The organism is Peribacillus sp. R9-11 (genome assembly GCF_031345095.1).
Classification (GTDB): domain Bacteria; phylum Bacillota; class Bacilli; order Bacillales; family DSM-1321; genus Peribacillus; species Peribacillus butanolivorans.
The window spans coordinates 5,223,598-5,238,296 of record NZ_CP133763.1; the positions used below are offsets into that span (position 1 = coordinate 5,223,598).

The window sequence follows — 14,699 nt, forward strand, 5'->3', positions numbered from 1 at the left end:
TTTAGCAGTTACTTTCTTAATTCAAAATATAGCACTTTAGAATTATCCAGTCAATCAATTATTTGAATATTCTTATTTCAATTCCCCATCAACTATATCGTTTATTCACTACTTTTCTACAGCTAAAAAGCCAACCCATATTGGATTGGCTTTTTAGCTTATTTCCTTAAGCACTCCGTACAAATAAGGAACAGACTGAAAGGCATAAATTTTTTTCCGCAGCTGCCCTTCTTTAAATAGTAATAAACAAGGTACACTCTCAATTTCATATGATTCGGCGATTGTTTGGACATAGTTCATATTCATCTTTCCTGCCTTCAAGTCTGGAAAAAGCTCCAATGATATCGTAAGCATCCTAGAAGCCACCTGACAGGTCCCACACAAAGGTGTATATAAATATAAGCAAAAGGTTTCCCCTTCTTCAACAGCAAGCCTACAATCTTCTTCTTTCAATTCTTGCATCAATTAGTCGTTCACCCTTTGACTTAAAAATTTCATTTTCACATTCATATTGGCAGATAGGAGCACTGTAGCGATATGATGTTCGGGGGCACTTTCCACTTCTTTGTACATTTTATTGATATACAAGTGGCTTGCTTCTGGCATTTCCCTTCGGAATTGCTTCCGTAGCTTTTCTCCTGAATCATCTGCGTCAAAAAGGAGATAAACATCACGGTCCACCATTTCATCTACTAACTCATCCAGCTTAGTTAATGAAATGGTCCCATTTGTACATCTTATTTCCACATCTTCATTCAAAACGGAGGCAACTTTTCTTCTATCGGAACTGCCTTCTACAATGATAACTTTATCAAATTCGCCCCACTCCATGTCATCACTCCATCTCACGAATTGTGTGCATGCTGCCTTTTTATAAACTGAAAAAGAGAGCAGGCCTATTTAGACCCTCTCTCCTTCATTTTAACCGTTTATCAGGCTATCATATTCTTCAGCGCTCATCAGGTTTTCAACGTCACTGATATTTGATGGTTCAATCACGATCATCCATGCTTTTTCAAAAGGAGATTCATTTACGAATTCAGGATTGTCATTCAACTCTTCATTTACTTCAACAACTTTACCACTGATAGGAGCATACAGCTCAGATACAGTTTTAACAGATTCAACACTGCCAAATGGCTCGTTCGATTTCAATTCAGCGCCAATCTCTGGAAGCTCAACAAAAACGATGTCCCCAAGTTCGGACTGAGCAAATGCTGTAATTCCGATGCGTACTGTTCCATCTTCTGTTTTGACCCATTCATGTTCCTTTGTGTAACGAAGTTCTTTTGGTGTTGTCATCATTAATTCCCTCCATAGTACATCTTATTTTATCTATTACATTATAAGGTAGATTTTTTTTAAAAGTAAGGAATTAACCAAATATTTCGTATTATTTTAGTTCCAAGTCTGTTCGAATTGTTCTTCTTTGAAACCAACTGTCACTTTTGTGCCGTCCGTAACAATCGGCCTTTTAAGAAGCATACCATCAGTAGACAATATATCTAGCATTTCTGCTTCAGAAGCTTCTTTCAGTTTGTCCTTTAAACCCAGCTCCCGGTATTTTTGCCCACTAGTATTAAAAAACTTCTTCAGCTCTAATCCGCTGGTATTATATAGTTGTTCGATTTCTGTTCGAGAAGGCGGATTTTCTACTATATGAATCGCTTCATATTGCAGTTCATGACTATCCAGCCACTTCTTCGCATTACGGCATGTGCCGCATTTTGGGTACCAATATAATGTTAAGCCCATTGTTTCACCACCTATCAATAGAATACCCGTTTTTTCTGTGCAATACAACGAATTCTCCTTGTCTTTCCATCGTGAAAATTTCACACGTAATAAAGGGAATACCCGATTACGGGAATTCCCTTTAAAGGTTGAACTTTGATTATAGTGCGTATTTTTCAGTTTCGATTACCTTAACAGAAGCTTCGCGTTTTTTCGCAATGACATTGATTGGGTTGTGTCTAGTCAACTTGCGAAGTGAAGAAAGCATAATGCGAAGAGTATCGCCTGTTTCAACGGCAATTAACGTTTCTTTTGCATGCTGTTCTATTTCATTGAACGCTTCTTGAACGAAAATTTCAGTGTACAATACCTTTTGTTTATTCTTTTCTAAACCTGTAGTCGCAATTGCTTTTTCTGTACGTAAAACCACAGATTCAGCAGCGTATGCAAGGGATGCGATATCAGCAATGTTAGATAAGATTTCTTGTTCTTGATCAAGTTTCTTGCCGTATTTCTGTGCTGCAAGACCTGCTGCCAAAATACCGATTTTCTTAGCATTTCTAACCAGCATTTTTTCTTGTGCCAATGGCTCATCGCTAGGCTCTTCAGGCATCATCATCATTAATTCCTCTTGCAGTCCCTGTGCTTTTTGTAGAAGAGGAAGTTCTCCTTTAAGTGCTTTTTTCAGGAATGTTCCCGGAACAAGCAAACGGTTGATTTCATTTGTGCCTTCGAAAATCCGGTTAATACGAGAGTCACGGTACGCTTTTTCAATTTCATATTCCTGCATGAAACCATAACCACCATGAAGCTGTACGCCTTCATCTGTTACGTAATCCAATACTTCAGAAGCGAAGAATTTATTCAAAGAACACTCAATTGCATATTCAGCGATCGCTGCTGCCATTGATTTTCCATCTTTCACTTGCTCATCAGTCAGCTTGCTTTGTCTTTGATCATAAAGACCGACGGTACGGTATACAGAGCTTTCTGCTGCATAAATTTTAGAAGCCATCGTTGCAAGTTTTTCTTTCGTTAGGTTAAAGTCAGAAATTTTCGTTTTGAACTGCTGACGTTGATTTGTATAAGCAGCAGTAATTTCAAGAGCGCGTTTAGATCCGCCGACTGCGCCAACACCCAATTTATATCGGCCAATATTCAAGATATTGAAAGCAATAACATGCCCTTTTCCAGCTACGCCAAGAAGGTTTTCAACTGGAACATGTACGTCTTCCAGGATTAAAGTACGTGTAGATGAGCTTTTTATACCCATTTTCTTTTCTTCAGCGCCCGTAGATACACCTTGATATTCACGCTCTACAATAAAGGCAGAGAATTGTTCGCCGTCGATTTTAGCATATACACAGAACACATCCGCAAAACCTGCATTGGTAATCCATTGTTTTTCACCGTTTAAAACGTAGTGAGTACCTTCTGCATTTAATTTCGCTGTCGTTTTTGCACCCAATGCATCAGATCCTGAGCTAGGTTCAGTTAAAGCATAAGCAGCAATTTTTTCGCCCGTTGCTAGCAATGGAAGGTATTTTTTCTTTTGTTCTTCATTTCCAAATAATACGATTGGCAAAGATCCAATCCCTACGTGTGCACCGTGAGTGATTCCGAACCCACCTGCAAGCGCCATTTTTTCTGTAATTATTGCCGAGCTAATTTTATCAAGACCAAGCCCGTTATATTCTTCAGGAACGTCAGCACCAAGTAAACCGATATCCCCTGCATGCTTCAGTAATTTTACAGAACGGTCGAATTCATGATTCTCTAAATGCTCAACTTGCGGAAGAACTTCATTCACTACGAAATCTTCAGAAGTTTTGGCAATCATTTTATGCTCATCAGAATAATCTTCTGGTGTAAACACTTGATTATACGTAATATCTTCTACTAAAAAGGCGCCGCCTTTTATGAGGTTATCTGTTGTTTGTTTGGACATGTTATTTCCTCCTAAATGATTAATGATGATTAATTATCTTAAGCCCGCCGGAATTGTTGATAAACTTTCGATCGAGATGGAATTACGCTAATAATTCAAATACTCCAGCAGCACCCATACCGCCACCGATACACATTGTAACGACTCCGAATTGTTGGTTTCTGCGCTTCATTTCATGAAGTAGGCTTAATGTTAATTTAGTACCGGAACATCCTAGTGGATGGCCTAGGGCAATAGCTCCACCATTGACATTGACAATCTCTTCATTCAATCCCAGCTCACGAATGATTTGAATGGATTGAGAAGCAAAGGCTTCATTCAATTCAAATAAACCAATATCAGAAAGCTCAAGACCTGCTAGTTTCAAAGCTTTTGGAATCGCAGCGATCGGACCAATTCCCATAATTTCCGGTGGTACCCCTGCTACGGCAAAGGAACGGAACTTACCAAGTGGCTTCATCCCTATTGAAGAAGCTTTTTCTCCATCCATGACCATAACTGCAGCAGCTCCATCACTCGTTTGTGATGAATTTCCTGCTGTAACGGATCCTGTCACAGAGAATGCTGGTCTTAATTTCTTAAGCACTTCAAATGTTGTGCCTTCACGAACGCCTTCATCTTGTGCAAACTGGAATGACTTTTCCTGTAATTTAAGATCCGGACCTACTGAGCGAATGGTTACATCAACCGGAACGATTTCATCTGAAAACTTTCCTTCAGCAATGGCCTTAGCAGCCCTTTGATGACTGCGCACAGCAAATGCATCCTGTTCTTCACGCGAAATACCGTATTTTTTTGCAACGGCTTCAGCTGTGTGACCCATCCCCATATAGTATTCTGGTGCTGTTTCCGCAAGTTGTGCGTTCGGACGGGTTACATGTCCCATCATTGGCAAAAGACTCATGGACTCTGCTCCACCTGCAATGACCGTATCACTTTGGCCGAGCATGATTCTTTCCGCTCCATAAGCAATACTTTGTAATCCGCTTGAACAGTAACGATTAATTGTTATAGCTGGTACTGTGTAAGACAATCCTGCTAACGCACCAATATTTCTCGCCATATTCAGCCCTTGCTCCGCCTCAGGCATTGCGCAACCGATAATTAAATCATCAATAGAACCTTCATAATTTCCAGCACGCTTTAACGTTTCTTTTACAACAAGAGCCCCTAAATCATCTGGTCGAACGTTAGCAAGAGAACCCTTTTTTGCTCTTCCTACCGGAGTCCTTGCTCCAGCTACTATTACCGCTTCTTTCATGAGGATCCCCCTTACTTCATTTTTAAGCTATCAATCTATTAACCTTCATTTGCAATCTAACCGTATTTTCACTTATCCATTAGTTTCGAAGTGGTTTCCCTTTTACAAGCATATGCTGCATTCTTTGCTGAGATTTCGGAGTAGAAATTAGTTTTAGGAAAGCTTGTTTCTCTAGGTTCAAGATATACTGCTCATCTACTTCTGTACCGTATGGAAGTTTTCCTCCGGCCAGGACGTATGCAAGCTCTTTAGCTATGACAAGGTCATGATCAGATAGGAAGCCGGAAAGGCGCATGGATTCTGCCCCTAAAAGAAGTGTGGCATAACCTGTTTCACCGACCACAGGAATTTTTGTACGAACTGGAGCTGTATACCCTTGGTTATACATGGAGATGACTGCCTGCTTCGCATCATATAATTGATGATCTGCGTTCACACTTATTCCATCAGAAGAATTAAGGAAGTTATTCCCGCGTGCTTCTTCAGCAGAAGTCGAAACTTTTGCCATCGCGACTGTTTCAAATACTTGATTAGCCACTTTCTGCAAATCAAAGGCGACGCCCTTTGGCATATTCTTCAGCGTTTTTACATAAAGTTCTTTTGTTCCGCCACCGCCTGGAATCAATCCAACACCAGCTTCTACAAGACCCATATATGTTTCTGTCGTTGCTTGGATACGTGCAGCAGGAAGAGATACTTCCGCACCGCCGCCAAGTGTCATATTAAATGGCGCTACAACAACAGGTACAGCACTGTACTTAATCTTAAGCATTGCCTTTTGGAATTGGCTGATAACCATATCCAATTCCAAAATATTGTCATCTTGTGCTTCCATCAACATCATGGCAATATTAGCACCTACACAGAAGTTTTTGCCTTGGTTTCCGATCACCAGACCTTTATAATTAGCTTCTGCTTCATCGACTGCGGCATTGATCATTTGCATGATATCAAGACCTATTGCATTATTTGGTGAAGTGAATTCAAGAAGAGCCACTCCATCACCAATATCAATCAGACTTGCACCGCTGTTTTTCTTGATTACGCCTTTTTGCTTCTTGATTGCTTTAAGGTTAATCACCTTAGGGTTTTCAAGAAGTTCTTTATATTCTCCATTATCATAGTAGAAAACTATGCCATTTTCTTCTTTGTAAAAAGAAGTGATACCTTTTTCCAGCATATCCTTCACCCATTGAGGAACAGTAACTCCTTCTTGTTCTAAACGTGCTACTGATTTTTCAACACCAATCGCATCCCACGTTTCGAAAGGTCCCATAGACCAGCCGAAGCCCCATTTCATTGCTTGATCGATTGCCACAATATCATCGGCAATATTCCCAAGCAGTTGTGCAGAATACACAAGAGCTGGATTTAACACATTCCAAAGTAATTCACCAGCACGGTCATCGCTATAAACAAGCGCTTTCATTTTGTTGGCTAGACCCTTGGCCTGTTTAGCCATTTCAATAGAAGGAGTCTTTAATTTTTTACGGGCTTCATATTCAAGAGTTTCAGGATTCAGCTCAAAGATCTCCTTACCCTTTTTCACAAAAAATCCTTGTCCGGACTTGCTTCCAAGCCAGCCGTTTTCAAGCATCCTATTCATGAAACCCGGTATTTGGAAAACTGCTTTTTCTTCCCCTTCCACCTGGTCATATACATTTTTAGCAACATGTGTAAAAGTATCCAATCCAACTACATCAAGCGTCCGGAATGTCGCGCTTGTCGCTCTTCCGATTAATGGACCAGTTACCGAGTCCACTTCACCAACGCTGTATCCGCCTTTTTGCATTTCACGAAGGGTAACTAGCAAACCATAAGTACCGATGCGGTTTGCAATAAAGTTTGGTGTATCCTTTGCTTCGACAACACCTTTACCCAGTACATCTTCGCCGAATTGTTTCATGTACTCGAGCACTTCTGGAGATGTTTCTTTAGTGGGAATGATTTCTAACAATTTAAGATAGCGCGGCGGATTGAAAAAGTGAGTTCCTAAGAAGTGCTTTTGGAAATCCTCTGAGCGGCCCTCTGCCATAGCTTCAATTGAAATTCCAGATGTATTGGAAGAAATGATGCTTCCATGTTTACGATGTTGATCAACCTGGGCAAATACACTTTGCTTCACTTCAAGTCTCTCAACGACTACTTCAATAACCCAATCGACGTCTTTTAAACGACTTATATCATCTTCCAGGTTCCCGGCTTCAATTAACGCAAGATTTCCTTTAGCTGAAAGCGGAGCTGGTTTTTGCTTTAAAAGTTTAGTAATCGCAGTTTGGCTGATGCGGTTACGTACTTGTTTATTTTCTAATGTAAGACCTTTTTTCTTTTCATCCTCTGTGAGTTCACGAGGTACAATGTCCAATAATAAAGTCGGAATGCCGATGTTAGCAAGGTGTGCAGCAATCCCTGATCCCATAACTCCTGACCCTAGAACAGCAGCCTTTCGTATTTGTCGAACCAAGTTTATATCCCCCTTACACAATGTATTGAATGAATGCTCATTCATTTTTAATTCAAAAAAATTTTGAATATTTTTTCTTATTACTAATATAGAATATAATTGGAAATTCCGCAATGATAAAACTGGAAAAAAATAAATTTTTTTATCATATTACCTTTGATTAATTCTCCTCCTTTTAGTAGACAATAACGACCAGGAGGTGACTTATACAATGAAGCGTAAAAATAATCCTTCTAATAGAGCTGTGAGTGCCGCAAGCGTTAAAGGCAATGCCGACCCTGGTCGTGAGCGTCAGCAAGGGATAAATAAAGTAAACAGCCAGAACAATCAGTACAAAAAATAAAGTCGTTATTAGAGCAGCCGTCCCTTATCCGGGCCGGCTCTCGATTTAGCTATTTTTTAAATAGTCCCTTTAAAACGAAAGCAATATTGGCCGGCCTCTCTGCAAGGCGGCGCATGAAATATCCGTACCAATCCGTACCATATGGAACATACACTCTTACCTTATATCCTTCTTTTACGAGTTCAAGCTGCTTTTCATTACGTATGCCGAATAACATTTGAAATTCAAATTGATCAAGAGAGATCCCTTGCTCTTTGACTAAGCTCTTCGTATAATCAATAATTTTATCGTCATGGGTGGCAACAGCTGTGTAATTTCCATTCAGCAGATGCTTCTTAATGATCTTTTTAAAATTATCATCGACATCAATTTTCTCTGGAAAAGCTATTTCCCGAGGCTCTTTGTAAGCTCCTTTAACAAGTCGTAGATTCGGGTTGTATGCATTCAACTCCTCAATGTCTTTCTCTGTCCGATAAAGATAAGCTTGTATGACCGTCCCCAGTTCATTATATTCAGCCTTTAAGTTTTTGAATACATCCAAAGTTGGCTGACAGCGCGGAAAATCTTCCATATCAAGTGTTACGAACACCCTATGGGTTTTGGCTTCTTCTAATATTCTTCTCATATTATTCATTACGACTTGTTCTGATATATCCATGCCCATCGACGTCAATTTCAAAGATAACTGTGAATCCAGATTTTTTCTGGAAATCATTCGAATGGCCTCTATACACTGATCTGCCATCTCATTTGCTTCTTGTTCATTATCAATGAATTCACCTAAATAATCGATGGTTACAGACAGCCCTTTTCGGTTTAAATCTGCGATAGCTGCAGCTGCCATATCCAACGATTCTCCAGCCACAAAGCGGGATGCCCCAAACCGCAATCCATATTTTTTCGCTGCCTTTGTCATATTTTTGTTCTTTGATAGAAAAAGAAATAGATTTCTTAATATTTGTTCCATCTGCATTCCCTCCGTATCTTTTCTTCGGAAAATAGATGTATTTCATAAGAATATTTTACCATTTAATTCAAATTCCAGATATCCAAACATCAAGAATAAAAAAATTGTTAATGGGAAAATTAAAGTCGTTTAGATAACACTTAAGGAGGTAGACTGATGGAACAACAAAATTCATTTAACAGCCAACAACAGTCCACCGGCTTCATGAAACAACCGCCGGAAATGGTTTCTGTAAAAGACAGTTTATACTTATCTGATATGCTTGCATGGAACCTGATTGCGATTAAAAAGGCACATTTTTTTGCGGCTCAATGTAAAGATCCACAAATTATTGATGCGTTAAACCGCTGTGGACTAATGCATCAGCGCCATTACGATACCATTCTGAATCATTTAAATCCAAACCAATATCAGAGTCAACAACAATTCCAGTAAGGAGGGTTCTTGATGCCCAACCAAAACAAAGTCCAAAATCCAGAGTCTCCTGTGGCAAAGACACCACAAATGAATGATCGGGATTTTATTAATGATATGCTTGCAACGGAGAAGTACTTCTGTAACTCTTTATCTGTTGCCCTACATGAAATGAGTAACCATGCGTTATTCCAAGACATTTTCTCAGTTTCGAAAGAAAATCAGGAGATGCAACGTGAGCTTTATAACCTTATGTTCGAAAAAGGCTGGTATAGTTTAGAAAAGGCTCAATCCAATAGCTTAAGCCAAACCTATCAACAGTTTTCGGGCTATAAAAACCAATTCCCATATGGATCAAACATTCAATAAGGACATATATATGAGCTGAGATGCACTATAATTCAGTTCCTTTTGTTTGTTTTCTCAATAGCTGTGGCAACAACCTCATTTAAAAGAGCCGGCCCACAGCGAAGCGTGGACCGGCTCTATATATTTAGATATCCGTTGAAAACATATACTTTTTATAGTGATACCTGATGCTGAATATTAGGCCCATGGCCATCATATTCCCCATTAGCGAGCTTCCTCCATAACTGATAAATGGAAGTGGAATCCCCGTAATCGGTAAAAGGCCTACCGTCATTCCGATGTTCTGAAAAACATGAAACGTTAACATGCTGATAACACCAACACAAATATATGTATAGAAGTTATTTCTCGTTTCCATTCCCGTTTTTGTTATATGGTAGATCAAAAGGAAGAACAAGGAGATGATGATACTTGATCCGATAAAACCAAATTCTTCTCCGATTATACTGAAGATGAAATCCGAATGACTCTCAGGTAAATACACTTCTCTCGACCCAATTCCCTTTCCTGTGGTCTGACCAGAGCCGATAGCTAACAGAGACTTGGTCAAGTGATAACCTTCAGCGCTCGCATAATTATAAGGATCCAGCCAGGAATAGATGCGGCCGAATTGATAGGATTTTACTCCCAAGTATTTTTCCAGAAGTTCTGGCTTCCAAAGTACAAAATATAGAATCGTAGAAGCGACAACAATTCCTCCTGAGACTATCGGAAGCAATATTTTCCATGAAACCCCTGAAATAAAAACCATTCCAAGCATAATCGACAGTATGACAAGCGCGGTTCCTAAATCCGGCTGTTGCATGATTAACAAAAGCGGAGCACCCGTCACAAGACCGATTTTAACAAGCAACCATAGATCCGTTTGAATCGTTTTCAGCGTGCTTTTGAGATGATGGTTTGATATAACATTTGCTAAAGCCAGGATCAGGAAAACCTTCATGAATTCCGATGGCTGAATTGAACCGACTCCCGGAATTTTGAACCAGCTTCTTGCACCATTTAATTTAGGTACGATGCTTTCCGGCATAAGGATCAGCAACAAAAGCAAAAACAATCCGAATCCATAGGCATACCAAGAAATTTTTTTCAACTGATCTGAATCTAGAGTAATAAACCCTAATACGATTCCAATTCCTACTATATACCAAAAAATTTGTTTAATTAAGAAGTTTTCAGCGTACTGTCCAGTCGTTTGGGCACTATAGATTGCTAAGCAACTTCCAACGCATAACAACAGCAATATTGTGACCAAAGAAAAATCTATTCGTGATGAAAATTTATTTTGTTCTTCCATACTTAACTCTCCCTTAAAAAGGCTCCTGCGATACATCTTTTAATACACTTATTCATTATACTTTAAACAAATAAAATCACAACTATATCGCAGAATAGATTACAGGCTGCATGGAGTTATAAGCATGCAGCCTGTTAGTTGGAGATACTAAGAATGTGATTCCATTGCGCTTCTGCGTTTCAAAAATCTACTGACTAATCCATGGCTTGGAGAAAAAAGAAATGCCAATCCGAATAACAGAGCGGCTGCACCTACCATGCATCCCGATATCGAGGCATCTAAAACGGTAGCTGAAAAGTAACCGATAATAGAACTGAGTATTCCAACCCCGATACTGACCAAAATCATCCGACTTAAACGGTCTGACAGCAAATAGGCTGTTGCCGCTGGTATAATGAGCATTCCGACTACCAAAATTGAACCTACACTATCAAAGGCGGCTACCGTCGTTAGCGAAATAAGGCTCATCAGTAAATAATGAAAGAACAAAACCGGAATTCCCATCGCAGCCGCAAGTAATGGATCAAAGGAAACAAGCTTAAACTGTTTGAAGAAAAGAAAAATCAGAATAAGATTGAGAATAAAACAACTGCCAACAATCCAAACAGCTTTTGGTCCCGCCTCGAATCCGCTAATTGTCATCGTATTCCATGGAGTATAGGCAATTTCTCCATACAGGACATGCTCCAGGTCAAAATCGATTTGTTGCGTATACAAACTCACTAGTACAATCCCTGTTGCAAAAAGAGAGGTAAACACAATGCCGATTGCTGCGTCAGACTGAACGCCTGAAGATTGAAAAAGCTGGATTAAGAATACTGTAAGTAACCCTAGTGCCGCTGCCCCGATCAGCATTGGAACCGAGTCACGTGTCCCGGTTATTAAAAATGCCAATACGATTCCAGGTAAAACGGAATGACTGATTGCATCTCCAATCAATGTCATTTTTCTGACTATCAAAAAGCAACCTAATACACTGCAAGAACCCGCAACTAGTGCCCCGACTAAGATAATCCAAAAATCATTCATAATGGATGGCTCCCTTTCCTTTTATCCTGTTCGAGAGAATATTTCTTTTTCGTTGATAGCCTTCTCCATACAGTTGAAAGAACCCCACGTTTAGGAGCAAAAAGCATGGAAAAGAAAAACCATACCGTCGCGGACAAGACAATTAATGGACCTGTCGGCAAATTATTGACCGATGTACTGATTAACGTACCTGATACACCGCTCAGCATACCGAATATTCCAGACAGGATAACCATGATATGCAGCCGCTCTGTCCAGTACCTAGCAGAAACAGCCGGAGTAATGAGTAAAGATGCCATCAATACAACTCCTACTGCTTGAATACCGATGACCACGGCCGCCACGATCAGCATCATAATGAAATAGTCTAGAAAAACAACCGGTAAACCTATTCCCTTAGCAAATCCCGGGTCGAAGGACAGTAATTTAAATTCCTTAAAAAACACGGTACAAGTGAAGATGAGTATAAAGGAAACAGTCATCATCATATAGACATCCGACATGACCATTGATGCAGTCTGCCCAAATAGAAATGTATCCAATCCACTCTGGTTTCCATATTCACTCTGCTGGATTTGCGTAAGTAACACAATTCCAAAACCAAAGAATGAAGATAACACAATTCCGAGTGCAGCATCTTGCTTGATCTTACTGTACCTCGTAAGTACGCTGATTAGGAAAACTGCCACTAAACCAGCCAAGGCTGCTCCTATTAGAAAGAAGGAAGTAGATTTCACCCCAGTTAATATAAAAGCAACGCAAATTCCTGGCAATGCCGCATGTGCGAGCGTGTCACCAAGCAAAGACTGCTTTCTGAGGTAGGCAAAACTGCCGATGACTCCACTGCTTAATCCGAGGAACATCGTGCCAAGCAGAATCCACCGTGTATTCGGATCATTAATAATATCCAGTAAATTCATCATGTACACCTCATTTTAATAATAGACCGGACTGTGCATCTGATAATATCGCTAAGCGGCCCCCGTATGTTTCCTGTAAGTATTCGGGGATAAATACCTCTTTTGTCGGTCCAATTTTCATAACCTTTTTATTCAACAGCATCGTCCAATCAAAATATTCCTTTACTGTTGATAAATCATGGTGCACAACAAGAACTGTCTTGCCTTTTTCCTTCAATTCCATCAGCAATTGAATGATCGCTTTCTCTGTTGCTGCATCTACCCCTACAAATGGTTCATCCATAAAATAAATATCCGCTTCTTGTGCTAAAGCACGAGCTAGAAAAATCCGTTGCTGTTGCCCGCCTGAGAGCTGGCTTATCTGCCGGTTAGCGTATTCAACCATCCCCACTTTATCCAAGCATTCCATTGCCTTATGTCTTTCAGCCTTTCCTGGTCGCTTTAACCAGCCGAGGTGACCATACCTGCCCATCATCACGACATCGAGCGCATTGGTTGGGAAATCCCAATCTACTGACTCCCTCTGTGGTACATAGCCTATACTCTTCCTCATCGATTTATAGGAAGATCCACTGATTGTGACTTCCCCGGATAGTTTAGGAGTCAGTTCGAGTATCCCCTTTATTAATGTGGATTTCCCAGCTCCATTTGGACCTATGATACCGATTAGATTCCCTTCTGGCACCTCAAATGAGACATCTTCGACAACCGGTTTTTTATGATAAGCTATCGTTAAATTTTCTACCTTCAGAGCTGCCTGATACATTCTTTCTCCCCCTTATTTCAAAGCATTAACAATGGTATCTGTATTATGACGGACCATACCGATATATGTTCCTTCTTCAGTGCCTTTTTCCCCCATCGCATCCGAGAATAGTTCACCACCGATTTTCACTTTGTGACCTTGCTTTTCAGCTCCTTGAATAACCGCCTCAATAGCCTTCCTTGGCACGCTAGACTCTATGAATATTGCTTTAATTTTATTCTTCACAAGATAATTCCGCATATCAGTCACATCTTTTGACCCATATTCCGATAGCGTATTAATCCCCTGTAGCCCTCTTACTTCCAATCCATATGACTTGCCGTAATATCCAAATGCATCATGTGCCGTAACGAGCACTCGCTGATCTTCTGGTATTTTATTTATTTCACCCTGTACATATTTATCAAGTTCCTTTAACTGCAGAACATAAGCTTCATAATTTTCTAGATAACTTGCTTCATGGTCAGGATCAATGGCAATTAACTCTTTTTTTACCGCTTCCGCTGCAACCATCCAGAGCTTTACATCAAACCAAACATGCGGATCATGTTCCGTTGCACTTACTTTACGAAGTTGTTCCTCCTTGAAATCCTCCGTTACCGCAATCGTCGGTTTATCCTTGCTCATCATTTCAAAGATATCTGTCATTTTCCCTTCAAGGTGCACGCCGTTATAAAAAATCATGTCAGCTGAATCCAGTGTCTTCACATCACCCTGTGTTGCCTTATAAAGATGGGGATCGACTCCCGGTCCCATTAAACTAGTGACCTCCACATGTTTACCGCCAATATTCTCAACCAAGTCCCCAATCATCCCCGTTGTTGCGACGACATTTAACTTGCTATTGCCTTTATCTTGTTCAGTCGTATCATTTCCGCACCCCGCTAAAATGATCACAGCAGCAAGTACGCCACCAATAGTTTTTAAAAACCCCATCCTTATTCCCTCCCTTTTTCATCTTCCTAAAAATGTTTACCAAGCGCAAAATTTAGCTCAAAATTTTTTTCTGTCTATCACATTGTCGTAAATGCTAAAAAGTTTCCCGTACACAACTTATTTTATACTATACACAAATGTACTAAAAAAGTGCAACATTTTTATCTTTGACCACTATTCTTTATCATAGGATTTTGTCGAATGAAAATTATTTACACATTTTCAATTTGTAAAGTATACTTTACGTAAAG

Annotated in this window: 16 protein-coding genes; 3 read left to right on the forward strand and 13 right to left on the reverse strand. The window is 39.9% G+C overall.

The genetic code is table 11. From position 1 onward, the window contains the following. Window positions 1-153: 153 nt before the first annotated feature. From RE409_RS25465 to RE409_RS25495, 7 genes are all read right to left on the reverse strand, one after another. Window positions 154-462 (reverse strand): thioredoxin family protein, encoded by a 309-nt coding sequence (locus RE409_RS25465; RefSeq protein ID WP_056525383.1) that lies wholly within the window; start codon window positions 460-462, stop codon window positions 154-156. Between the two features lie 3 nt (window positions 463-465). Next, on the reverse strand, window positions 466-831 hold the full coding sequence (locus RE409_RS25470; RefSeq protein ID WP_309558257.1) for a toprim domain-containing protein: 366 nt from the start codon (window positions 829-831) through the stop codon (window positions 466-468). A gap of 90 nt (window positions 832-921) precedes the next feature. After that, window positions 922-1,302 (reverse strand): glycine cleavage system protein GcvH, encoded by a 381-nt coding sequence (gcvH, locus tag RE409_RS25475; RefSeq protein WP_201187229.1) that lies wholly within the window; start codon window positions 1,300-1,302, stop codon window positions 922-924. A gap of 96 nt (window positions 1,303-1,398) precedes the next feature. Then, complete coding sequence (locus RE409_RS25480; RefSeq protein WP_201188106.1) at window positions 1,399-1,755, reverse strand: arsenate reductase family protein; 357 nt, start codon at window positions 1,753-1,755, stop codon at window positions 1,399-1,401. Between the two features lie 139 nt (window positions 1,756-1,894). Beyond that, window positions 1,895-3,682, reverse strand: coding sequence for an acyl-CoA dehydrogenase family protein (locus RE409_RS25485; RefSeq protein WP_201187231.1), 1,788 nt, complete (start codon window positions 3,680-3,682; stop codon window positions 1,895-1,897). An 82-nt stretch (window positions 3,683-3,764) separates the two neighbouring features. Further along, a complete protein-coding gene (locus tag RE409_RS25490) occupies window positions 3,765-4,943 on the reverse strand; it encodes an acetyl-CoA C-acetyltransferase (RefSeq protein ID WP_201187233.1) in 1,179 nt (392 codons plus the stop codon). Between the two features lie 79 nt (window positions 4,944-5,022). Next, on the reverse strand, window positions 5,023-7,407 hold the full coding sequence (locus RE409_RS25495; RefSeq protein WP_309558258.1) for a 3-hydroxyacyl-CoA dehydrogenase/enoyl-CoA hydratase family protein: 2,385 nt from the start codon (window positions 7,405-7,407) through the stop codon (window positions 5,023-5,025). A gap of 211 nt (window positions 7,408-7,618) precedes the next feature. Between RE409_RS25495 and RE409_RS25500 the strand changes: the two genes are divergently transcribed. After that, the gene (locus tag RE409_RS25500; RefSeq protein ID WP_309558259.1) at window positions 7,619-7,750 is read left to right on the forward strand and encodes a YuzL family protein; all 132 of its coding nucleotides are present in this window, start codon (window positions 7,619-7,621) and stop codon (window positions 7,748-7,750) included. A 49-nt stretch (window positions 7,751-7,799) separates the two neighbouring features. On the opposite strand, the gene RE409_RS25505 is transcribed toward RE409_RS25500, so the two are convergent. Next, window positions 7,800-8,717: a proline dehydrogenase gene (locus RE409_RS25505; RefSeq protein WP_309558260.1), complete on the reverse strand. Its 918-nt coding sequence runs from the start codon at window positions 8,715-8,717 to the stop codon at window positions 7,800-7,802. Window positions 8,718-8,873: 156 nt separating this feature from the next. On the opposite strand from RE409_RS25505, the gene RE409_RS25510 reads away from it, so the two are divergent. Both RE409_RS25510 and RE409_RS25515 read left to right on the forward strand, forming a co-directional pair. Continuing rightward, complete coding sequence (locus RE409_RS25510) at window positions 8,874-9,152, forward strand: hypothetical protein (RefSeq protein ID WP_162878703.1); 279 nt, start codon at window positions 8,874-8,876, stop codon at window positions 9,150-9,152. A gap of 12 nt (window positions 9,153-9,164) precedes the next feature. Further along, window positions 9,165-9,500, forward strand: coding sequence for a spore coat protein (locus RE409_RS25515; protein ID WP_201187239.1), 336 nt, complete (start codon window positions 9,165-9,167; stop codon window positions 9,498-9,500). Window positions 9,501-9,624: 124 nt separating this feature from the next. Here the strand turns inward: RE409_RS25515 and rodA are convergent, their stop codons facing one another. The 5 genes from rodA to RE409_RS25540 all read right to left on the reverse strand — a co-directional run bounded on the left by rodA (window position 9,625) and on the right by RE409_RS25540 (window position 14,448). Next, a complete protein-coding gene (rodA, locus tag RE409_RS25520) occupies window positions 9,625-10,797 on the reverse strand; it encodes a rod shape-determining protein RodA (RefSeq protein WP_201187241.1) in 1,173 nt (390 codons plus the stop codon). Between the two features lie 147 nt (window positions 10,798-10,944). Next, entirely contained in the window at window positions 10,945-11,826 is an 882-nt protein-coding gene (locus tag RE409_RS25525; RefSeq protein WP_309558261.1) for a metal ABC transporter permease, read from the reverse strand. Then, window positions 11,823-12,749 carry a metal ABC transporter permease gene (locus RE409_RS25530; RefSeq protein WP_053348671.1) on the reverse strand — a complete coding sequence of 309 codons (927 nt, stop codon included), beginning with the start codon at window positions 12,747-12,749 and terminating at the stop codon, window positions 11,823-11,825. The genes RE409_RS25525 and RE409_RS25530 overlap by 4 nt, the downstream gene beginning before the upstream one ends. A gap of 7 nt (window positions 12,750-12,756) precedes the next feature. Continuing rightward, the gene (locus RE409_RS25535; protein ID WP_309558262.1) at window positions 12,757-13,512 is read right to left on the reverse strand and encodes a metal ABC transporter ATP-binding protein; all 756 of its coding nucleotides are present in this window, start codon (window positions 13,510-13,512) and stop codon (window positions 12,757-12,759) included. Window positions 13,513-13,524: 12 nt separating this feature from the next. Continuing rightward, a complete protein-coding gene (locus RE409_RS25540) occupies window positions 13,525-14,448 on the reverse strand; it encodes a metal ABC transporter solute-binding protein, Zn/Mn family (RefSeq protein ID WP_201222711.1) in 924 nt (307 codons plus the stop codon). Window positions 14,449-14,699 lie beyond the last annotated feature (251 nt).